This is a genomic window from Aureibaculum algae, assembly GCF_006065315.1.
GTDB lineage: Bacteria > Bacteroidota > Bacteroidia > Flavobacteriales > Flavobacteriaceae > Aureibaculum > Aureibaculum algae.
In genome coordinates, this window is the sequence record NZ_CP040749.1 from 4,205,760 (window position 1) to 4,228,451 (window position 22,692).

Annotated in this window: 20 protein-coding genes; 8 read left to right on the forward strand and 12 right to left on the reverse strand. The window is 32.0% G+C overall.

What is annotated here, in order from left to right:
- Positions 1 to 99 precede the first annotated feature (99 nt).
- Positions 100 to 966 (forward strand): OmpA/MotB family protein, encoded by an 867-nt coding sequence (locus FF125_RS17905; protein WP_138951068.1) that lies wholly within the window; start codon positions 100 to 102, stop codon positions 964 to 966.
- A 244-nt stretch (positions 967 to 1,210) separates the two neighbouring features.
- Positions 1,211 to 2,470 (forward strand): alginate export family protein, encoded by a 1,260-nt coding sequence (locus FF125_RS17910; RefSeq protein ID WP_250629614.1) that lies wholly within the window; start codon positions 1,211 to 1,213, stop codon positions 2,468 to 2,470.
- A 164-nt stretch (positions 2,471 to 2,634) separates the two neighbouring features.
- On the opposite strand, the gene ccsA is transcribed toward FF125_RS17910, so the two are convergent.
- The 4 genes from ccsA to FF125_RS17930 all read right to left on the reverse strand — a co-directional run bounded on the left by ccsA (position 2,635) and on the right by FF125_RS17930 (position 8,566).
- Entirely contained in the window at positions 2,635 to 5,787 is a 3,153-nt protein-coding gene (gene ccsA, locus FF125_RS17915) for a cytochrome c biogenesis protein (protein ID WP_250629615.1), read from the reverse strand.
- Between the two features lie 200 nt (positions 5,788 to 5,987).
- Positions 5,988 to 7,484 carry an ammonia-forming cytochrome c nitrite reductase gene (nrfA, locus tag FF125_RS17920; RefSeq protein ID WP_138951070.1) on the reverse strand — a complete coding sequence of 499 codons (1,497 nt, stop codon included), beginning with the start codon at positions 7,482 to 7,484 and terminating at the stop codon, positions 5,988 to 5,990.
- 13 nt (positions 7,485 to 7,497) lie between these two features.
- Positions 7,498 to 8,100 carry a cytochrome c nitrite reductase small subunit gene (gene nrfH / locus FF125_RS17925; protein ID WP_138951072.1) on the reverse strand — a complete coding sequence of 201 codons (603 nt, stop codon included), beginning with the start codon at positions 8,098 to 8,100 and terminating at the stop codon, positions 7,498 to 7,500.
- 100 nt (positions 8,101 to 8,200) lie between these two features.
- Entirely contained in the window at positions 8,201 to 8,566 is a 366-nt protein-coding gene (locus FF125_RS17930; protein WP_138951074.1) for a Na(+)-translocating NADH-quinone reductase subunit F, read from the reverse strand.
- Positions 8,567 to 8,799: 233 nt separating this feature from the next.
- Between FF125_RS17930 and FF125_RS17935 the strand changes: the two genes are divergently transcribed.
- On the forward strand, positions 8,800 to 9,645 hold the full coding sequence (locus FF125_RS17935; protein ID WP_138951075.1) for an energy transducer TonB: 846 nt from the start codon (positions 8,800 to 8,802) through the stop codon (positions 9,643 to 9,645).
- Between the two features lie 183 nt (positions 9,646 to 9,828).
- Here the strand turns inward: FF125_RS17935 and FF125_RS17940 are convergent, their stop codons facing one another.
- Positions 9,829 to 10,497: an aspartate/glutamate racemase family protein gene (locus FF125_RS17940; protein ID WP_138951077.1), complete on the reverse strand. Its 669-nt coding sequence runs from the start codon at positions 10,495 to 10,497 to the stop codon at positions 9,829 to 9,831.
- A gap of 350 nt (positions 10,498 to 10,847) precedes the next feature.
- On the reverse strand, positions 10,848 to 11,573 hold the full coding sequence (locus tag FF125_RS17945) for a flavodoxin family protein (RefSeq protein WP_138951079.1): 726 nt from the start codon (positions 11,571 to 11,573) through the stop codon (positions 10,848 to 10,850).
- A 388-nt stretch (positions 11,574 to 11,961) separates the two neighbouring features.
- On the opposite strand from FF125_RS17945, the gene FF125_RS17950 reads away from it, so the two are divergent.
- The 3 genes from FF125_RS17950 (at position 11,962) to FF125_RS17960 (ending at position 14,349) form a co-directional block, all read left to right on the forward strand.
- Positions 11,962 to 12,624 carry a TonB-dependent receptor plug domain-containing protein gene (locus FF125_RS17950; RefSeq protein ID WP_138951081.1) on the forward strand — a complete coding sequence of 221 codons (663 nt, stop codon included), beginning with the start codon at positions 11,962 to 11,964 and terminating at the stop codon, positions 12,622 to 12,624.
- Positions 12,625 to 12,643: 19 nt separating this feature from the next.
- Entirely contained in the window at positions 12,644 to 13,636 is a 993-nt protein-coding gene (locus FF125_RS17955) for a Gfo/Idh/MocA family protein (protein ID WP_138951083.1), read from the forward strand.
- A 77-nt stretch (positions 13,637 to 13,713) separates the two neighbouring features.
- Positions 13,714 to 14,349 (forward strand): hypothetical protein, encoded by a 636-nt coding sequence (locus FF125_RS17960; RefSeq protein ID WP_138951085.1) that lies wholly within the window; start codon positions 13,714 to 13,716, stop codon positions 14,347 to 14,349.
- 176 nt (positions 14,350 to 14,525) lie between these two features.
- On the opposite strand, the gene nqrF is transcribed toward FF125_RS17960, so the two are convergent.
- Genes nqrF through FF125_RS17990 form a run of 6 tightly spaced genes read right to left on the reverse strand, consistent with a single transcriptional unit; the run spans position 14,526 to position 20,672 of the window.
- Positions 14,526 to 15,836, reverse strand: coding sequence for an NADH:ubiquinone reductase (Na(+)-transporting) subunit F (gene nqrF, locus FF125_RS17965; RefSeq protein ID WP_138951087.1), 1,311 nt, complete (start codon positions 15,834 to 15,836; stop codon positions 14,526 to 14,528).
- A 1-nt stretch (position 15,837) separates the two neighbouring features.
- Positions 15,838 to 16,584 (reverse strand): NADH:ubiquinone reductase (Na(+)-transporting) subunit E, encoded by a 747-nt coding sequence (nqrE, locus tag FF125_RS17970; RefSeq protein ID WP_138951089.1) that lies wholly within the window; start codon positions 16,582 to 16,584, stop codon positions 15,838 to 15,840.
- A gap of 53 nt (positions 16,585 to 16,637) precedes the next feature.
- On the reverse strand, positions 16,638 to 17,330 hold the full coding sequence (locus tag FF125_RS17975; protein WP_138951091.1) for an NADH:ubiquinone reductase (Na(+)-transporting) subunit D: 693 nt from the start codon (positions 17,328 to 17,330) through the stop codon (positions 16,638 to 16,640).
- A 5-nt stretch (positions 17,331 to 17,335) separates the two neighbouring features.
- The gene (locus FF125_RS17980) at positions 17,336 to 18,085 is read right to left on the reverse strand and encodes a Na(+)-translocating NADH-quinone reductase subunit C (protein ID WP_138951093.1); all 750 of its coding nucleotides are present in this window, start codon (positions 18,083 to 18,085) and stop codon (positions 17,336 to 17,338) included.
- A gap of 3 nt (positions 18,086 to 18,088) precedes the next feature.
- Positions 18,089 to 19,315, reverse strand: coding sequence for an NADH:ubiquinone reductase (Na(+)-transporting) subunit B (locus FF125_RS17985; protein ID WP_117879545.1), 1,227 nt, complete (start codon positions 19,313 to 19,315; stop codon positions 18,089 to 18,091).
- 10 nt (positions 19,316 to 19,325) lie between these two features.
- Positions 19,326 to 20,672, reverse strand: coding sequence for a Na(+)-translocating NADH-quinone reductase subunit A (locus FF125_RS17990; RefSeq protein WP_138951095.1), 1,347 nt, complete (start codon positions 20,670 to 20,672; stop codon positions 19,326 to 19,328).
- Positions 20,673 to 20,928: 256 nt separating this feature from the next.
- Here FF125_RS17990 and FF125_RS17995 point away from each other — a divergent pair, with 256 nt between their 5' ends.
- Both FF125_RS17995 and apaG read left to right on the forward strand, forming a co-directional pair.
- Positions 20,929 to 22,152 carry a type IX secretion system plug protein gene (locus FF125_RS17995; protein ID WP_175418956.1) on the forward strand — a complete coding sequence of 408 codons (1,224 nt, stop codon included), beginning with the start codon at positions 20,929 to 20,931 and terminating at the stop codon, positions 22,150 to 22,152.
- Between the two features lie 89 nt (positions 22,153 to 22,241).
- Complete coding sequence (gene apaG, locus FF125_RS18000) at positions 22,242 to 22,628, forward strand: Co2+/Mg2+ efflux protein ApaG (RefSeq protein WP_138951099.1); 387 nt, start codon at positions 22,242 to 22,244, stop codon at positions 22,626 to 22,628.
- The last annotated feature ends 64 nt before the right edge of the window (positions 22,629 to 22,692 follow it).

A 22,692-nucleotide genomic window follows, 5' to 3' on the forward strand; every position in this document is an offset into this window, starting at 1 on the left:
TTTTCAGAATTACTTTGTTAAATTCTTATTAAATATTCTTTGCTCAAATAAATTTTTAATAACTTCGCTATCTAATTAAACAAAAACAACTATTAAATCATGAAAAAAATACTTTTTCTTTCTCTATCATGTGCAATTTTATTATCATCTTGTGTTTCTCAAAAGAAATATGACGATTTATTAAGCCAGTACGATACCGCAAAAACTGAATTAACTGACGCTAAGGCAAAAGTCTTAGATTGTCAAGTTGAAAAAGACAAATTTGCAGGTATGGTTGCTAACTTAGAGGCACAAAATAAATTTTTAACAGAAAATCATGCCCAATCAATAAGACAAATTGAAAACTTGACTACATTGTCTCAATCAGCATCTGGTAACATTAAAGATATTGTTGCTCAATTGAGTGAAAAAGACAAGTACATTAACGGTATTCGTGGTGCTATGTCTAGAAAGGATTCTATTAATTTAACGTTAGCGGTACACTTAAAAAGTGCCTTAGCAGATGGTATTCAAGATGAAGACATTATTGTAAACGTTGAAAAAACTGTAGTTTACGTTGAAATTAATGATAAATTATTATTTAGAAGTGGTAGTTCTACTATTTCTAGTAAAGCCAAAAACATTTTAGATAAAGTAGCTACTGTTATTGCTGGCAGACCAGAAATGGAAGTAATGGTTGAAGGTTACACTGACAACTTACCAATTAATACAGCTATAACTAAAGATAACTGGGATTTAAGTACACAACGAGCAACTGCTGTTGTAAGAATTCTACAGGATGATTTCAAAATAGATCCTAAAAGATTAATTGCTGCAGGTAGAAGTGAATATTTACCTTTAGCAACGAACAATACTGCAGAAGGAAGATCTAGAAATAGAAGAACAAGAATTGTTATACTACCAAAATTAGATCAATTCTTTGATATCTTAGAGCAAAAGCCTGATGGTACTCCAAAATCTGAATAAGAATTATAATTCTTAGAAAAAAGGCGATAGTTTTAAAACTATCGCCTTTTTTGTTATAATAGAGTCATTTATTTAAATATACTATTGTTCTACGATACTAATGTCTGAATTCTCTTTAAATACGCTTAGACCTTATAGTACATTATTTTCAAACACAGACACAACATTATTTAAATATGAAAATTTGATTCTAGCCTAATTTCGTACATTTGTTTTTTAAATTTTCAATAGTAAATTACCAATTATGAAAAAAAATTATTTAGCAATTATAGCCATGATGTTCTTAGGTTCGTACGCAATAGCTCAAGTAAAAATTGATGCAGAGTTACGACCTAGATTTGAATACAGACATGGATTTAAAACTTTATTTCCTGACAATGTAGATCCAGCTGCCTTCGTTTCACAAAGAACACGGTTAAACGCTACTTATTCTGATGAAAAATTAGAATTTTACTTAAGTATTCAAGACATCAGAGTTTGGGGAGATGTTCCTCAACTAAATTCTTCTGACAATAATGGATTAGGAATATACCAAGCCTGGGGAGAAATAAAATTTACACCTTCGCTATCTGTTAAATTAGGACGTCAAGCTCTTAGCTATGACGACCAACGTATTTTAGGTGGTGTTGGTTGGGCACAACAAGCTCGTAGTCATGATGTAGCTTTATTAAAAATAAAGAAAAATAAATTTTCGTTACATTTAGGAGCAGGCTTCAATCAAGACGGAGAAACTTTGACGGGAACAACGCTAAATACCAATACTTATAAAGCCATGCAATACGTTTGGTTCAATCAAAAATGGGAAAACTTAGGAGCGAGTTTCCTTTTGTTAAACAATGGTATGCAATATATTGATAACGTAAACAGCTCAGACAACGATACGCGTTATAGTCAAACACTCGGAACACACCTTGGTTATAATAAAAATAACTTTAGCTTAATGGCAAATCTATATTATCAAACGGGGAAAGATGTTAATAATAATGATTTAAGTGCCCATTTGCTAGGAGCCGAAGCAAATTACAACGTTAATCCAAAATGGAAATTAATATTAGGTGCAGAGTTACAAAGTGGTAATGATAATGGTGCACCAAGTTCAGGTGACAACAATGCTTTTACTCCATTATATGGCACCAACCATAAATTTAATGGACACATGGATTACTTTTATGTTGGCAACCACAGTAATAATGTAGGTTTATTAGATTTATATTTAGGTACTACGATAAAAACAAGTAATAAAACCGATTTTAGCATTCGTGTGCATAATTTTAATGCTGCTGCAGATATGGCCAGTAATGCTTCTAAACAATTGGGTACAGAAGCCGATTTAGCCTTTAATTACAACTTCAGTGAGGCGATAAACATTAAAGCAGGTTATTCTCAAATGTTTGCTTCTGAAGGCATGGAATACCTTAAAAATAATTTCGATGATAATATGAATAATTGGGGATGGGTGATGGTAACTATTAAACCAACATTATTCACAAGTGCTAATAAATAATTAACTCTTAACAAAATAGTATATCAAAAAAGGATTATTAAACAAGTGTTTAATAATCCTTTTTTGATTTTAATAACTGCTTATTTTCTACAAAAATTATAAATCAAATTGAGTCATCTTTAGAATATAAATAAACTCAATATTACATGAGGTTTTTAGAGATATTAATCAACTTTCCTCTTTTTAAACTTCCTATCTCTTATAAAAGCGAAAATACTAACCAAAACCACAACGACAACAAGCACATAAATAAATTTTGGTATAGGCAATGGATCACCAGCTGCGTAACTATGAAGACCGGATAAATAATAATTAACACCATAAGATGTCATAATTATAGAACTAAAAGCAAATACACTTGTCATATTTAAGGTATAGCGATTATTTAAGGCAGGTATAAAACGTAAGTGCAACACGATGGCATAAACTATAATAGATATTAGTGCCCAAGTCTCCTTAGGATCCCAAGCCCAATAACGCCCCCATGATTCATTAGCCCAAACTCCACCCAAAAATGTACCGACAGACAAAACAAATAAGCCAATAGTCATTGAAGTTTCGTTAATATAACTCAACTCTTTAATACGTAAGTCAATTGCCTTTTTAGTTTTATCAGTTCTAATAATCATTAACACTAATACCATAAAGCCCAAAATAGCAGATAATGCTAATGGGGCATAACTACTTACAATAGTAGCTACGTGTACTTTAAGCCAAAAAGAGGATTTAAGCACTGGCATTAGATTTGTAATTTCAGGGTTTAACCAATCCAAATAGCTCACAAATAATAAGGAGCCAGAAAACAAGGTTGCCAATGGTAATGCAAAATCTGATTTTCTAAAGGTTAACAAACCACAGAGCATTAATACCCATGAAACAAAAACCATCATTTCGTAACCGTTACTCCAAGGCGGATGCTCGGCTATATACCATCTTAGAATAATATTCCCTGTAAATACGAGAAAACTAATTAAAGACATTATTACAAATCCGTTCCATAATATTTCAATGAATTTATTTTGAACAAAAATTTTAGTTAATGCTAAAATAAGAAGTAAAAATCCTAGTATAAAAAATACTATAAACAACCAAAAATTCAAGTTCATCTGATTATACCAAAGCTCTGCTTCTACTTTTTGAGAACTCGGTATGATATCTTTTCCTAAGGTAGTTTGGTAGGTATTTATATATGATAATTTTTCTGTGGCATCTGCCCATTTTCCAGATGCTAGATCGTTAAAATATGAGGGGATAATGGTTTTTACAAAGCGTCCATCTTCGGCTGGAAAATCATTAAAGTGATGATTGTAACTAAACCAGGTGTCATTTTTGTCCAAACTATTTGGAAAAATTCTTAAATAGTTTCCTGAAAAGATATTGAATAAAATATTAAAACGCTCATCAACTTTTAAAATCTCTTTATCAAACTCATTATGCTCTGCAGGTTTTTTGGCGTTAGCTTCTTCAACTTTTTTGGAAAACACATAATCCCCATCAGGATTAATTAGATTATCGAAAGATATATAACCATCATCAGTTATTTTTAGTGGCGAAAAGAAATTGCCTCCCTTTTTTCGATCAATTTTTATAATTGGAATTTGTTGCCATGCTCCAGGTGATACATGCATTGTTAAGAATGCCTGATTAGCATCTAAACTAATCTCCCTTTCATTTGTTCTATACGTAAATTTAGTCTTACCATATATTTTACGTAAAAACTCAGAAGCTAGCGTATTTACAGGTTTTATTCTTCCATCTAAATCTTGTACCATTATACGGCCAAATAGTTCAGAATGTTGTTTGTTTATTTCTTGATGAGCCACTAAATCAACAACCGATATGGTATCTTTCTGCATTTGAGCATTAACCGATGTACCTAACCCACTAAGCAAAAACAAAAGTGTAACTACCGTTCTGGTTTTTAGCTTTTTTAATTTTTTATTAATCAATGTAAAACGCGATTGTCTACCAAAAAGCGTAAAAAACATGCCAAGCATCATTAATAAATAACCTAAATAAGTTACAGCAGTTCCTGGTACATCATGGTTTACTGCAAGCACTGTTCCTTGTTCATCAGTATCATAACTGGCTTGGTAAAAACGGTATCCACCATAATCTAATACATTATTCATAAAAATTCGAAAAGGAATTTTGGTTTCACCATCTAAAACGGTTACTTCACTGGCATAGGCAGAGGGACTCTCAGAACCAGGATACCTTTCCATTTGAAAATCATTTAATTGCACGGAGAATGGTGTTTCAATAGGCATAGCACCATAAGATAAACTAACGTTAATTCCATTGACATTAACCTCATGTGTAGTAGGTAAAAAACCTTTACGATAAAGTAGCATTATCTCCTCCGTTTTATCTTTCACTTTTACGTTTAATACTATAGCATCATCTTTCGTAGGGTCATTGTCTTTTAAATTCTCTGCACCACTTATTAAATCTAATTTACCGGATTTAAAATAAGAAAGTGGAACAAATGAGAAATCACCAGAACGATATAAAGTCCGCAAAGTCATTGGCTGAAGTGTATCACTTTTTATTATACCTGCTTTTTGATCAGCCATTATAAAAAAATCAATAGGATGCGGAGTAAACATCTTGAATTCACCATCTTTTTCAACCATATTGATAATATCATCACCTTCAGCCTCAAAACCTATTTTATGATTATGAGAACCTATTTCTTCTATTTCTCCTTTTTCCAAAAAAACAGTTTCCCTACCATTTCCTGAAGTTACCACCATTTGGAGCATAGGTACACCATTTTCAGGATCTTCAACAATTTCAGGTACCGCATCTGCAACAAATTGTTTGTGTGAAATACTTACCGGTATATCTTCGATATCTGATACTAAAGAAAAATCATTATTGCTTAGTGGAGAAAATTCAAGTTTCTTTTGAATATGACGAGTTTGTTTTCCATTTGATAGGTGTACTTGCAAATAATTTTGATCGGAAATAATGATATTAGACTTTGCTCCTTCTCTAATTCGCATAATACCACCTGAAGAAGTATAACGCGTAATACCTGCTCCGATAACAATAAGAATAAAAGAAAGATGGAAAAGCAACACTGGCCATTTTTCTTTTCGCCAAAGTTTATACTTAAAAGTATTCGCAAAAAAACATAATGCCAAACCTACCATAACCAATTCAAACCAAAGGGCATCATATATTTGTATCCATGCAGCATCGGTACCATAATCATTCTCTACGAAAGTAGCCTTAGCCATGGCAAAAGCAAAAATCAATAATAAGAGCAATGCCAATACTGACGAAGAAAAAATACGATATAAAATTTTCATAAATAATTGGGTTGGTAATTTACCTTTAAATGCGTTCTAAATATCAATGATTTTTTACAAAAATATTGAACTATAAACTCTTATGCTTCTGCTAAAATAGAACTATTGAATACAGCTCCAAATTTGAAATTGAAAGATATAAATAAAAAATTCGATTTTTATCTAAGACAAAAACCGAATTCCTGAATATTTATAATTTATTAATCATTCATACTCACTTTTTCAGAACCTATTTTTGATTCTCGAATTCTCGCTTCTTCCAGCCATTTAGGAAGTTGATTTTTCTTAAATGATTCTTTTTGTTGATTAAGTTTTTCCATGTCTAGACCAATATACTCTTGTGCCTTTTCTTTTGTAGAAATATCAGGCATTGGCACAGGCTTATTAAAACCTAAAGTTGCTAATAAACGTGCTAACTTAACTCTTGCTTCTTGTGCTTCTGCCAAACCACTTCCGAGTACTCTTGCAATTTCCACCGGTGAGTGGAAAGAAGCTCCATGAGAGGCTGCAGAAAAATCCCAACGCCATTGTGCATGACGAATATCCATAAGAATGTCTTTCATTTGCTCTTCGGTTGCACCTAATTCCCACGCTTTTCCTGCCTCTATATGTGATTTAACTAAAATATCTTCCAATTTCACTCTTGTCTCTGCTGCTTTTTTCTGTCTATCATATACATTTGATATTAATTTATCAGCATCTTCACGATGACATACTTGACAAGAATTAGCAACATTATTTAGTGGAGATTGCAAGTGGTGATCTGTAAATTTTTGACCACCTTCACTTTTGTATGGCATATGACAATCTGCACAAGAAACACCACGATCAGCATGTACCCCTGTTAAAAAAGTTTCATAACCTGGATGTTGAGCTTTTAACATTGGTGCTCTACTAATTTTATGTGTCCAATCAGAGAACTCCATATCGTCATAGTACTTCTCCATATCATCTACAGACATTCCGTTTTTCCAAGGAAAAGTCAAGTAAGGCACACCTTCCTTACCTGGTTTCTTTTTATCAAAATAATACTCAACATGACATTGAGCACAAACTAATGATCTCATTTCTTGGTGCGTTGCCTTATTGATATCTTTACCCATAGCATCAAATGCCTCAACCAACGCAGGTCTTGTAATTCTCAATTTCATATTCTCAGGATCGTGACAATCAGCACACCCTATAGGGTTTACAACTTCAGAAACATTCTCTGCCCAAGTGCCTTTGTAAAATTCTGCCACACCTTTTTCATTCATTAAACGGGGTACATCTGGACCTTTACAAGTCCAACATGTAGCTGGCATAGGTCCATCTTCTTTACTTTCTGGCCCACCAGTTCTCAAGGTGTTTTGAATATCTTCAACAGCATAAAAATGACCTCTTCCTTGATTGTAGTCCTTAGAAAAACCATAACCTGCCCATAAAACGACAAACCTAGGGTCTTCTTCTAACATGTCTCGTTTGGCAGAACCACCCTGATAAGTAGCGAAAGAAGTATCTGCTGTTTGAAGAAAAGATTGATATTCTTTTGGATAGTTTTTTCCCCATTCTTCATTTCGTGGTTCATTCTCACCAATATTTACTTGAGGTGCAAATTGGTATTTCGCTTCGTTTTTTCTATTAATGACACTAGATGCCAATAAGCCTAATAAAAAAACTACAATAATTGTAACGACGAATAGAACTTTATTTTTCATACTTAAGGTTTGTTTATTTTGATTCCATTTCTTTCTCTAACCACTCCGGTATCACCATTTTCTCTTGGTCTGTAGGCAATGGAGCAATATTATATCTAACCGATGACATACCATGAACAGTACCATGAGGTACTTCCTTATGACAGCTCCAGCATTGACGTTCTGTACGATTATCTCGATGACCTTCTATAAAACCATCATATTTAGTTTGTGTAACTTGTTGAACATGGCATCGTACACAATTATTTTGAACAACCTCTTGCGAAGCAGGCTGCATAAAAATCACATCTGGTTCAGCCCGAGCTGTAAAAACCGAGGCATGATAAAGACCGTCTTTCGCTTTAAAGTAATAAGAGTTAAAGATATTGTCTTGAGGTACGTGACAATCATTACAAGAAGCCCATTCTCTATGCGAACTATGATTCCAGCTATTATACATTGGAGTCATATTATGACAATTTACACAAGCTTGAGGATTATCTGATAAATAAGATACGACTTCTGCTTCTTTCATTAAAAAGAAACCAAGCCCCAAAAGAGCCGCTATTGCAAAAACAGCGAATGAACGCCAGCCCGTGTCTTTTTTTGGTAATATTTTATTTATAATTTTTAGCATATTCTATATGAATCAAAAATAAGGTTTTAATTTATAAATTCACCTTCTTTTCATTAAAATAATTAACACTATTTTAACATTTGAATTTTCAAAACAAATATTAATCCAACACCTTAACAAACTCATCGAAGGCCATATAGTACGGCTGATCTTTGAATACTGGCATTTCTACACTCTCTGCATTAGCAATACCCACTCCTGCAAACCAAACCTTTGCATTTTGTTTAATAGCATGTTGCTTAAAGGTTTCCATCCAAATGATATCGTAATCTTGGGCATTTTGTATGTTAGAAGTCACTTTAACCAACACAAAAATAGTAGGTTCTCCCTTTTTATAAAGCACATATTGTGGATGACTTTTAAGCTTACTATTAATTGCCACAAACTCATAGCCCATTTGTTGCAATTTTTCTCCAACAATATTCATTCCTAGATTATGAAGCTCTTGTTCCGTAAGTGGTACCATGTCATATAATTTAATTAGAGGATAAATTTACAAAATATAATAATTTAGTATGTTACCAAAAACAATAGATATTTCTAACAAACCATGTAATAAAACATATTGTAATCTTACAATTAGCATTTATATCGTTAATAAATAATAAAAACTACAAAAGAAATGGCAGGCAATTCTTATTACCTTTAAACGCAAACAAATAGCCACATTATTTAGTTTGATTTTAAACAATTAATGCCATGAAAAAAAAACTACTTATTATCCTTTGTACTTTAACTTTTAGTCCTATTTTTTCTCAAAAAACAATTAAAGTAACAAGCTCGAGAGATCAAAAAATTGAAACCTATTACGTGCTTGATACCAATCGCAAAATGAAGCACGGAAAATACCTATTGACCTGGGATGCAAAATTATACAAATCTATTATTGAAGAGGGAACCTATGATAATGACAATAAAGAGGGGGTTTGGAAAGCCTATTACCCTTTTGAAGGTAAATATGATAAAAACGATACGAGAGTCCATTATCTTACTACTTATAAAGACAACAAAAAGAATGGGCTTTTTGTCGAATTTGGCTATGGAAAAGACACGGTAGAGGTTGGTGAATTTTTAGCAAATAAAAGATCTGGCATATGGAGAAAATATAAAAATGGAAAATTAGTAGGCAAATATAACTTCGATACAAATGATAATTTGGCAGATAAAATTGACATTAAAAAACAAGGTTCTTATAAACTTCCTACATTAATAAAAGACAACCTAAATTTATATCTTATCAATAATTTTCATCCCATAAATCATAAAAAAGTAAAAAGGTTATTTGGCATTGTAGATGTTACTATGACTATAGAAAAAAACGGAAGTGTTGAAAATGTGATTGTAAAAGGTGCAGAATATCCTGAATTGGAAAAAGAATTTATTTCAGTTTTAAAATCTACATATGGATTATGGAATCCAGCATTAAAAAATGCAGAACAAGTAACGGTTGATATTGCTATACCCATCAAATTTTTGATAGAATGGAAAAAAAAGGGACATAGAGTGGGTGTTCAATGTGGAACGTTGGAAATTATTGAGTACTAATCATTTTACGTACATAAGTGTATTAAACAATTATCCTATTGATGCTACAAAGAGTTAAAGGATAATGAACGAAATGAATTGCCAAATTTATTACATACATTAATTCAAAGCGTATTGAACAATAAAAGAATATAAACATTAAGAAATTAACTTCAACATAAAAATACTTTACAGTTCAATAACCTATTCACTTGACTTATTTCTAGTTATAATTTTTAAACTTTCTTTACATTGAAGCATTGACAAATCAATAACATGTACATGCTCACTTGTATTAATTATGGACAATTCTGTACATGCAATAATTACAATATTATTTATAGAATACCTCGCAATCATTTCATTGTATATGATAACATCTTGTGAAGTTTCTGCATTAGCATATACCTTTTTCCTTAAATCATCCAAAAAAATCACCTCCTTATTCTTTAATTTCACTATTGATTTGTCAGAAATATAAGACGATAAATAAGAATTATTATTTGTAAATTTTGTTCCAAAAAACACCAAATTATTCAATTTTATATTGGACAACTCCTTAACCAATAATTTATAAGGATGTATTATTTGCAAGTTGAATTCTATAGTGTCAAGTATTTCATGTATGGTAATATTTGGAACTAATAATCTGACTTCTGAATAATTATACACTTTAAGTTCCTCTTGAAGAATTGGTGATAAAACAGATGTATTGTTTGGCAGATAGGGATTAATAGTATTAAAATCTAATTGCTTTAATGTAAAAGGGAATGTTGCATAAGCTCCTTCTTTCTTAAAATATAGCTCATGTAATTTTTTTTGATAAAATAAGGTGCTTCTAGCACCTAAACCCAAAATAACTAAATGTTTCATTTTAATAATATTTTAGTATGTCACTGGTAAAAAACAAAATAAATTCTCCATTAAAATTTATGAGAATATTATCACATGGATTTAAAACATTTCTTAAAAAACCAGGGAATTTATATTCCTACAATTTACCATTCTTTATACAACAAATTAGTAAAGTTCTTTTTTGTATAAAGTATGTATTATTATTATTTCCTAACTATGTAATTTGTTGTCAGACGTATTTTTCCTAGAAAACTTAGCTGCTATTCTAAACACATAGTAAACCTCAAGAAAGTTCTAATTAAAACGACAAAGGCCAATATGTTTACATATTTTATGCTACAATTTTTATATATTCATGCATCAGTAATTTATCTGTATTCCGGATTTTCAAAAGCCCAATGCGTGCCGTCGTCCCATTTTTCCCTAGAATTTCCATAACTGGAATATCCCTTATTCTCTTTTAGCATTTTTGCCAAATGCAATAAGTTATAGGTCATAAATGTAGTATTTCTATTGGTAAAATCTGAATCAAAACCAACTGGAATATTTAATTTCTCGTCTTTCCATTCTGTATCACCATAACTTGGTCCAGGGCCAACCTTACCAATCCAACCAGAATCTGCTTGCGGTGGTATGGAGTAACCAACATGTTGTAATGCATATAAAATACCCATTGCACAATGTTTAACACCATCTTCATTCCCTGTTATCATACAACCACCAACTTTTCCATAAAATATGTATTGCCCTTTATCATTCGTTTTAGAACTCATAGCATACAAACGTTCAATAAGTTTTTGAGCTTCAGAAGATTTCTCACCTAACCAAATTGGTGTTCCAACAATTAATATATCTGCGGCCATAATCTTTTCAAAGATTTCTGGCCAAGCATCTTTATGGTAACCATGTTCAGTCATGTCTGGATAGATACCTACAGCAACCTCTTCATCTATCAACCTAATGGTTTCATAAACAACATTTTCTTTTTTTAAGATATTTTGAGAGACCTTCATTAAGGTTTCAGTATGACTTATTTGAGGTGATTTTTTTAATGAACAATTAATATAAATAACTGAAAGATTTGAAAAATTCATATATAAGATTTTAAATTAAGAAGAAACTTACCATTTTAGGCATGTAACAATCCATTTTTGATAGGATTGTTAAAACTACATTCAAATATTGCTTTACCAGTGCTCAAGAACAATTATTGTTAACCCATTTGAATAAGATCAGTTTATTGAAGTCCTTTTAATCATAGTTAATAAACAATACCTTTCATGTCATTCCCCAGAACTTAAAGCACCAGAATTAGTAGTGAATGTAATCTTAGATTTTTTTAGTAATAAATACGGAAATATGTTAGAAATTGCTTTTCAAATTGAAACTAAACTAAGTGTAATTATACAAAACAAATTATAAGTTTTATCTTCGTGTATTACTAAGTTGCTAAATGCAATTTCTTATTAAAAGAATAAATATATGTATAGAATTGTATTTTTACTAATCATTTTATTTAATTCATCTACAATATGCCTTAGTCAAAGCAAAACTGTTCATGGCAAGGTTTATGCTTTTAAAAATTTAGCTCTACAGAATATAAAAGTAGTATCTAAAAAATCAAAACTATCTGTATTGACGGATTCTCTAGGTAATTATACTATTAATTGTAAATCCAAAGACAGATTAATCTTTTTAGGAGCTGGATTTGAAAAAGTGATAAAAAGAGTTAATAATAAAGATACAATTAATATTAAAATGGTCTTAAAAGAGGATGATAAATCAATCGCCGAAGCGAAAGAATTTGGTCATGTATCTGAATCAAACCTTTCTTATTCATTGGCAAATTACGCTGAATACAATAATGATTTCTCCAATTATCCAGATATTTTCGCAATGCTACAAGGAAAATTTCCAGGTATACAAATAATCAATAGTCCACTTGGTAGAAAAATTCAAATTAGAGGTAAAAACTCTATAACAGGAAGTTCAGATGCTCTTTATGTAATTGATGGCGTTATTAGCCAAAGTATAGAAAACATAGAGCCTTTTAATGTTAAAACGATCAAAATATTAAAAAATGCCGCTATTTATGGTGCACGTGGGGGTAGTGGTGCCATAGTAATTACAACTAGAATAAAATAAAATAAATTAATATTACAGAATGTCAAATTACACTAAACCCATAAAATGGGGCATTATAGGTTGTGGAGATGTAACAGAATATAAAAGTGGACCAGCCTATCAACAAACAGAAGGATTTACTATTTCAGCAGTAATGCGGCGTAATACTGAAAAAGCAAAAGATTATGCTTTGCGTCATAAAATAGATAAATACTATGATAATGCCGACTTGCTTATTAATGATAGTAATGTTGATGCTGTTTATATTGCTACTCCACCAGACACACACAAATTGTATGGATTAAAAGTTGCAATGGCAGGTAAACCCTGTTGTATTGAAAAACCATTGGCCCCTACATATAAAGATAGCCTTGCCATCTATGAAGCATTTAAGGCAGCAAAAACACCTTTATTTGTAGCTTATTATAGACGTTGCCTTCCTCGCTTTACCAAAGTTAAAAGCTTGTTAGATAAAAATACTATAGGAGATTTAAGACATGTTAGTTGGCAATTAAGTAAGCCTCCAAGCTCAATAGATTTGTCAAAAGCAGATAATTGGCGTACGAATCCTGATGTCGCCCCAGGTGGTTATTTTGATGATTTAGCCAGTCACGGCCTCGATTTATTTACATGGTTGTTAGGTAACGTAAAAAAAGTAAACGGCATTAGTTTAAATCAACAAGGATTATATAAAGCTAAAGATGCTTTTACAGCGTGCTGGCTGCATGAAAACAACGTTACTGGCAGTGGCTTTTGGAACTTTGGTAGCTCACAGAACGTAGATAAAGTTTCCCTTTGGGGAAGTAAAGGAGAAATAGTTTTCTCCATTTTTAATGAAAACCCCATTGTATTGAATCTAGAGGGTAAAATATCTGAAATTGAAATTAAGCATCCTAAGCACGTACAATTACATCATGTAGAGAGTATGAGGAATCAACTATTTGATAACGTAATGGCCCCTTCTAACGGAGAAACAGCAACCCACACCAGTTGGATAATGGATCACATAGTCGGGGATCTTCAATCATTCTAAGTTTATACACACAATTGACAAAAAAAACCCAACAGCGTTACGTTTAATTTGATTAAAAATTTAAACATAAAAACATATTGAAGTCAAAAAAATTATATCAAAGGTTTGTTCAACTACTCCTTTTATTAATAATCATTGTTACCTTAAATAGTTGCGGATTTTGTAATGTTTTTTCAAAACACTACTATTTTACTGGCAATGGAGGAGTTAGACCCGGAAAAACTAAGTTTGATTTGAGTAAAGATATTTACGTCTTAAAAAAAGAGGATTTTATTAAAACAAATGTTATATATCAATCATGTTCTAAATGGAATAAGGAGGCACTAAGATATGAAGCAACGGATTGTAGCGACGCTACTGCGACGATATCATTTATTCGTTTCTTTAATAATGGCAGAGTGTTAATCAATACTATATCAGAAGACTTATCTCCGTTAAATCAATATAATAATTTAGAAGGTGGCACCGTTGGTTATTATAAAATTGAAGAAAATGAATTGATTATAGAATACTTTTCCGTTAGTATTGGAGGAATGACATCTGATTGTGGAAAATATTATATAGACAAGTACAAGTTAAGTGTTGAAGGGATCGAGCTACAAGAAATCAGAAGATCTGACAATGGGATATTTTATGGATGGAGAAAAGTTGAGCATAGTGTACCGTACATAAAAAAAGGTATTAATGGGTTAAAAGGAGATCCAAATTGGTAGGTATATACCATTTTTAATGGTACCAAAATAAAGACAAGAAGCTAGATCAAAATTTAAAATTTGGCTGACCAATTGATTTTACAATACGTTCTACACGATATAAAATCAGTTAAAAACAAAAAAACTGAAGGAATAATCCTTCAGTTTTTTATATAATTTATAATTTTCATTACTTTTTACCCTCCAAAGTCATCGAAGCGTATGTTCTCATCATCCATACCAAAATCTTCACCCATTTTCTGAACCGCATTATTCATTAATGGTGGTCCACAGAAATACAATTCTAAATCTTCTGGTGAATCATGTTTAGATAAATATTGATCTATTACAACTTGATGAATAAAACCAACAAACCCATCACCTTCATCATTTACATCTTTTTTAACTTTCCAATTATCTGCTTCAGTTGGATCTGATAATGCAATATAAAATTTGAAATTTGGAAAATCTTTCTCTAATGCTCTAAAGTAATGTATGTAAAATAATTCCGCCTTAGAACGTCCTCCATACCAAAACGTAACCTTACGATTTGTTTTTAGAGTTCTAAATAATTGATATAAATGCGAACGCATTGGAGCCATACCAGCACCACCACCTACATATAACATTTCTGCTTCAGACTCATTTATGAAAAACTCACCATAAGGTCCAGAGATGGTCACTTTATCTCCAACTTTCTGATTAAAAATATACGAAGATGCTATACCCGGATTAACATCCATCCAACCACCTTTGGCACGATCAAAAGGAGGTGTTGCAATACGTACATTTAGCATTATTTTTCTTCCTTCTGCAGGATAAGAAGCCATTGAGTATGCTCTTTCTACAGTTTCAGTATTCTTCATCACTAAAGGCCAAAGTCCAAACTTCTCCCAATCTGCCTTAAATTTATCTGGTTCTCCTGGATGATCTTGTGGATGTGCTTCCACATCCATATCTGAATATTTAACTTCTATTTCAGGAATTTCTATTTGAATATAACCACCGGCTTTGTAATCCATATCTTCTGGGATTTCAACTACAAACTCTTTAATAAATGTTGCAACATTATAATTTGAAACTACTGTTGCTTCCCATTTTTTAATCCCAAAAATCTCTTCAGGGATTGTTATATTCATGTCTTGTTTTACCTTAACCTGACAAGAAAGTCTTGCACCTTCTTTTAATTCTTTACGTGAAAAATGCGGCGTTTCGGTCGGCAATGCTTCTCCACCACCTTCTAATACATGACATTCACATTGAATACATGTTCCTCCACCACCACAAGCTGAGGGTAAAAATATTTTTTGACTACCTAAAGTAGATAGTAATGAATCTCCCGAAGGAACTTCTATAACTTTCTCACCATTTATGGTAATTTTTACAGGACCAGAAGGAGCTAATTTTTGTTTTACAAATAATAAAAGTGATACCAATAAAAGTGTAATTGCTAAAAACGCAACTACAGTAGCTATGATTACCCCTGATGTACTTACTAATAATAACATATTATTGATTTAAAGCGGTTGTATTTTCTACTAATTTTTCTTCTTTATTTAAAATAACATCGGCATCGTTATCTTTCTGATCTATTTGAATAGCTTGTTCTGTTGGTGCAGGAGTTTCCGCTCCTTCATCACCACCAGTTAACATTCCTCCAAAACTCATAAAACCGATAGCCATTAATCCTGTTAGGATAAATGTTATACCTAATCCTCGTAATGCTGGAGGAACAGACGAATATCTAATTTTCTCACGAATAGCTGCAATGGCAATAATGGCTAAAAACCATCCAATACCAGAACCTACACCATAGGTTAAGGCTTCACCCAATGTTGGTATTTCACGTGATTGCATAAACAATGAACCTCCTAAAATGGCACAGTTTACAGCAATTAAAGGTAAAAATATACCCAATGAATTATATAACGAAGGAGAAAATTTTTCAACTACAATTTCTACCAATTGTACCATGGTTGCAATAGTTGCAATAAACATAATAAATGATAAAAAGCTAAGATCGTATTCAGCATATTCAGGACCTAACCAAGCTAAAGCTCCTTCTCGTAATACGTATTGATCTAACAACCAGTTTAAAGGTACAGTAACTGCTAATACAAAAATAACAGCAGCACCTAAACCTACAGCGGTAGATACCTTTTTAGATACAGCTAAGTAAGAACACATTCCTAAGAAATATGCAAATACCATGTTATCTACAAATATTGATTTAAAAAATAATTCTATATATTCCATAGTGTTTTGTATTGAAATTCTGATATAAATAATCAGAATGACGCAGTACGCGTCTAATTTTCTTCTATTAACTCTTTATTATTACTACGTTGTACCCATATGATAAGACCAACAACAATTAATGCCATTGGCGGTAAAACCATAAATCCATTATTTTCATATCCAATACTATACAATCCCGTTTTTTCAACTGAATCACCTAATACTTTAAAACCAAATAATGTACCTGAACCTAATAATTCTCTAAAAAAACCAACAATTATTAATATAAGTCCATACCCCGCAGCATTACCAATGCCATCAAGGAAAGATTTCCACGGACCATTTGCCAATGCAAATGCTTCAAAACGCCCCATAATTATACAGTTCGTAATAATTAAACCAATGAAAACCGAAAGTTCTTTACTAAGCGTATATGCAAAAGCTTTTAGTACTTGATCTACAATAATTACCAATGTAGCCACTACTATTAACTGTACAATAATTCTAATTTTTGACGGAATAATGTTTCTCATCAAGGAAATAACTACATTCCCTAAACCCAATACAAACATTACAGAAACTGCCATAACAATCGATGGCTTTAATTGAGCTGTAATTGCTAATGCAGAACAAATACCTAATACCTGTATGGTAACAGGGTTATTATCCGTTAAAGGATCTGTCATTAACTTTCTATTCTTTTTAGAAAACAAAGGCTCTTTAGGCACCTTTACTATTTCTTCTTTTTCTGCTACTTCTGCCATTTTAATTATTTTAAAGTTTTAAAATAAGGTACATACATTGCTAAATCTTTTTTAATCATTGCTGTAACGCCATCACCAGTAATGGTAGCTCCAGCAATAGCATCAACTTCATTATCCTTTTTTTCTTCATTCTTCGGGTCTGCATTACCTTTAGCTACAGTAACTCCTTTAAAGGAACCTGAATCACTTAAAACATGTTCTCCTGAAAAATCATCCATAAAGTAACGTTGTTTAATTTCTGCACCCAAACCAGGAGTCTCTCCTTTATGGTCAAAATATACACCTTGAATAATCATTGATTTATCAACGGCTACAAAGCCCCAAATAGCATCCCATAATCCTTTACCGCGAATGGGAATTACATAAATAGGATTACCATCCTTTTCACCTTCAAACAAAGGTAATTTCCGTGTATAATTAGGATCCTTAGCTTTTGTCTCTTCCTTTTTAATATCTATCATGTACGCTTTAGCGTCTTCAGTAACCTTATCACCTTCAATTACATATTGTTTGGTAATGGCTTTGTTAAAGACATCTTCAACTTTATCCGTTGAAATAAACTCAACATCTCCAGCTCCTTCATTATCGTTGATGCCCATGGCATACAATATATTTTGTTGCTTTTCAAAACGCTTATTGGCATCAACTAAAGGTTTTAAACCTTGAGCAAGCCCTGCGAGTATAGACCCCACTACCAACACCATAACAATGGCAAAAATAATGGTATAACTATTTTTATCTGTATTGATTGCCATAACTTAAGCTGTTTTTAATTTTGCTCTTTTTAATCTTTTTTTCACATTGCCTTGCACAACATAATGATCTATTGTTGGTGCAAATACATTCATTAATAATATTGCTAGCATTACACCTTCAGGATATGCCGGATTAAATACACGAATCATTATTGATATAAAACCAATTAAGAAACCGTAAATCCATTTTCCCTTATTCGTTTGTGCTGCCGTTACCGGATCGGTTGCCATATAAACGATACCAAATGCCATACCCCCAATTAATAGGTGATGCCAAAATTCAGTACTCATTAATCCGTAAAACTTACTAGTATCTGTTATCCAACCAGCGGCAACTACCATATTAAAGATATAGCCCATAACCAAAGCACCAATAACAGCACTAAGCATTACTCGCCAACTTCCAATTTTAGTAAAAATGAGGAATAACCCACCTAGTAATATTAAGAGTGTAGAGGTTTCACCGACAGAACCAGGAATAAAACCAAAAAACATATCCATAACTGAATAGTCAACTGGATTTGATTGAGCCAAGCTACCTAATATCGTTTCACCAGAAATGGCATCAGCAGTTGAACCATTTGCAATTTCTTTTGTTCTTTCTACAGCACCTTGTACCCAAACTTTATCACCACTCATCCAAGTAGGATATGCAAAGAACAAAAATGCTCTAATGGTTAAAGCGGGATTCAAAATATTCATCCCCGTACCACCAAATACTTCTTTACCGATAACAACACCAAAAATAACAGCGACAATTAACATCCACCAAGGAATATCAATTGGCACAATTAATGGCACTAACATACCAGTTACTAAATACCCCTCTTCTACTTCGTGTCCTTTAATAGTTGCGAAAATAAATTCAACACCTAAACCAACACCATAAGAAATGATTATTAAAGGTAATATTTTCCAAAACCCAAGACTAAAGTTTTGCAATGACCAAAATTCACCGCTAAAAAAACCTCCAGAAACGGATTGTATTTCGCCTAAGGCTAAGTAATGCTGGTAACCTGCATTAAACATACCGAAAATTAAACATGGAATTAAAGCCATAATTACCGTATTCATGGTACGCTTTAAATCGTCAGCTGCCTTTATGTGCGTACCACCATGTGTAGTATCGTTTGGCGTATATAAGAAAGTATGCAAGGCGTTAAAGGCTGGTGCCATTTTAGTTCCTTTATACTTTTCTTTTAAATTATGTAAGTTCTGTTTTAAACCCATTGTTTTTATTTTAACCTATTTCTTCAATCATTAAGTCCAAACCTGCTCTGATAATTTGTTGATGTGGTTGTTTAGACACACAAACAAATTCTGTCAATGCAAAATCTTCTGGTGCTACTTCATACATCCCTAAAGCTTCCATTTCATCTAAATCTTTATATAAACACGCTTTTAAGATTTGCATAGGATAAATATCTAAAGGAAATACTTCTTCATAATTACCAGTTAACACGAAAGCTCTGTGTTCACCATTAGTGTTGGTATCTAAATCATACTTCTTTTTAGGACTTAACCATGAAAAGGTTAACGCTCTAGTATTAGATATTTTATTAAAAACAGGTACCGTCCAACCAAAAAGTTCATAATCATCACCTTCTTTAATAGCAGTTACCTGATTATCGTAATAACCGAGATATTCTTCTTGAGAAACTTGTTTACCAGATAATACATTACCACTAATAATTCTTGTATGGCTGTCTAAATTTTCTGAAACAATATCAGATATAATAGCTCCTGCTATAACTTCTACATATTGGTTTTTGATGAATTGCGATCCCGTTAAAGCTACAGTTCTTTTAATATTAAAATTACCTGTAAGTAATAACTCACCTATAACCACCAAATCTTGAGGTGTAACCACCCAAACAACTTCACCTTTATTAATAGGATCGATTTTAGCGATTTGCGTACCTACGTTACCACTAGGGTGTGGCCCAGAAACCTTGTGAATTTCTACACCAGATACGTTAGCTAATGGAGAATTTGAATTTTTACCAATACTAACATGTACTTTACCTTCAGTTAATTTTGTCAATGCAGTTACGGCAGCTTGCAATTCAGCTTCTTTACCTTTTAAGGTATAGTCATAATCTGCAGCTAAAGGAGCACTTGCATAAGCAGAAATAAAAATTGCCTTTGGTGTTTCTTCAGGATTGGCTATAACGTCATAAGGACGTCTTTTAATAAATGGCCAGCAACCAGAAGCTAACAAATGTGTTTTCACTTCATCAGCAGTTAGGCTATTGGCATTTTTTTTACCAAAATCTTGATATTGCTGTTGTTTATCGGCTAATATTTTAACTTCAAGTATTTTCCTTTTAGCTCCTCTAACAATTTCAATAACTTCACCACTAACTGGAGAAGGAAACATAATACTTTCAAATTGCTTGGAATGGAAAAGGGCTTCACCTGCTTTAACCTCTGCCCCTTCTTTAACAAGAAGTTTCGGTTTTATTTTATGAAAATCAGCGGGCTTCAAAGCATAAACACTAGTAGAAGGTAGTTTGGCTGTAACCTTATCGGCTTCACCTACAAGCCTAATATCTAAGCCTTTTTTGATACGAATGTCTTTTGACATATTAATTTTAGTCTAGTTAATTATCAATAAAAAACGGTGCAAATTTAATTATTTTGTACGTGTTATCTATGTTTTTATATTATAAATTTCTATTTATAATCATTCTAAATAACAAATTTATTCTTCTTTATGATCCTCTAAAACTAAACCTAATTATTAAAATCAAATTAATTGATTAATTTTGGTATAACTTTTGTTTTTAACTACACAAAATTAATCGATGCAATACCCTAATTTTCGTTATATATTCACGCTATTGCTTACAATTACAATTGGCATCAGCAATGCCCAATCTGATGTAATTGTTGACCCTCCAGAATATATAAAAACTATTATATTACGTTCATTGCAAACAAACAATTATGCACCCATTGTTAAATTAGGTGATCCATTGCTTTTAGAGTTTGATGATTTAAGTGATAGCCAAGCGGAATATACATATAAAATAGAGCATTACGATTATGACTGGAAGGTCTCAAAAATGATAGCTACAGAATACATAAGTGGATATGATAATGATTGGATAAGAGAATTTGAAAATTCCTTTAACACCTTACAGCCGTATACCTATTACAAACTAATATTACCCAACGATAAAACGCAAATAAAAAAAACTGGTAATTATTTAATAAGTATTTTAGATTCAGACAAAGAGATATTATTTACAAGACCATTTATTGTTTACCAAACTTTAGTTGATGTAGGCGTTAGTGTTCATAAAAGCAGAGATATTGCTACAATAAATTCAAAACAAAATGTTGAATTTAGTATTAACCATCCTGACTTGCTCATTAATAATCCTAGTCAAGAAATTAAAGTGGTTGTTTATCAAAACAATGATTGGAATACTGCAATTAAAAATATAAAACCACAATTTTATAGAGGTACGCAGTTATTGTATAAATATTCTGACAAAGTATCTTTCTGGGCAGGTAATGAATATTTGTTTTTTGACTCCAAAGAAATTCGAAATGCCACCAATAATATTGCCAAAAGTAGACTTGACGGACTGTTTCACACCTACTTGTACACTGACGAAATGCGAAAAAACAGACCGTACACCTTTTACCCTGATGTTAATGGTAATTTTGTAGTTAGAACGATTGACAGTGATGTAAGTGCTACGGAAGCTGACTATTCTTATGTACACTTTACATTACAAGCTTACACAGACCTTGGCGAAGATGACATTTATGTTTATGGAGATTTTAATGACTGGCAACTTACAAAAGAGAACAAGATGAGCTACAATGAACGTTTAAAACTATACGACTGTACAATGTTATTAAAACAAGGATTCTACAACTATACTTATGTTACCGCCAATAATAAAGGTATAATTAGCAATGACGCTGTAGAAGGTTCATTTTATCAAACAGAAAATGACTATTCAGTACTTGTTTATTACAAGCCAATTGGCAGCAGATATGACCAGGTGATTGGTTATGGAAAGGCAAATTCAGAAAATTTACGCAACTAAACCTCTTTTTCTGCATCTACTTTATACTTAACCAAGATTTATCAACAAAAATAGTTATATCTTTGTTATAATTCTACCACTATATAGCTATGGTACAACAAGTAACAAATGGAATTAAAATATCTGTAAAAACAAAGTTTGAAGGTATGAGCAATCAAAACCGCAGGTTGCTTTTCACTTTTAGCTACGAAATTACCATAGAAAATCAAAGTAATGCTTCTGTACAACTAATGAGCAGACATTGGAAAATTTTTGATTCATTAAAAAGTTTAGAAATTGTTGAAGGCGAAGGTGTTATTGGTAAAAAACCAGTTTTAGCACCAAAAAAATCGTATACCTACAGTTCGTATTGTAATTTAACTTCACCTACTGGTGCCATGAAAGGTTTCTTTAATATGATAAACTTTACAAACACGAATAGATTTAAAGTTAACATCCCTTCTTTCCAATTAACAGTTCCCGCGGTATTGAATTAACATCATTCTCTAGTATTATTTGGTATTAAAACTCAAGCACAACTATTGCATTTTTTTTGTAGTT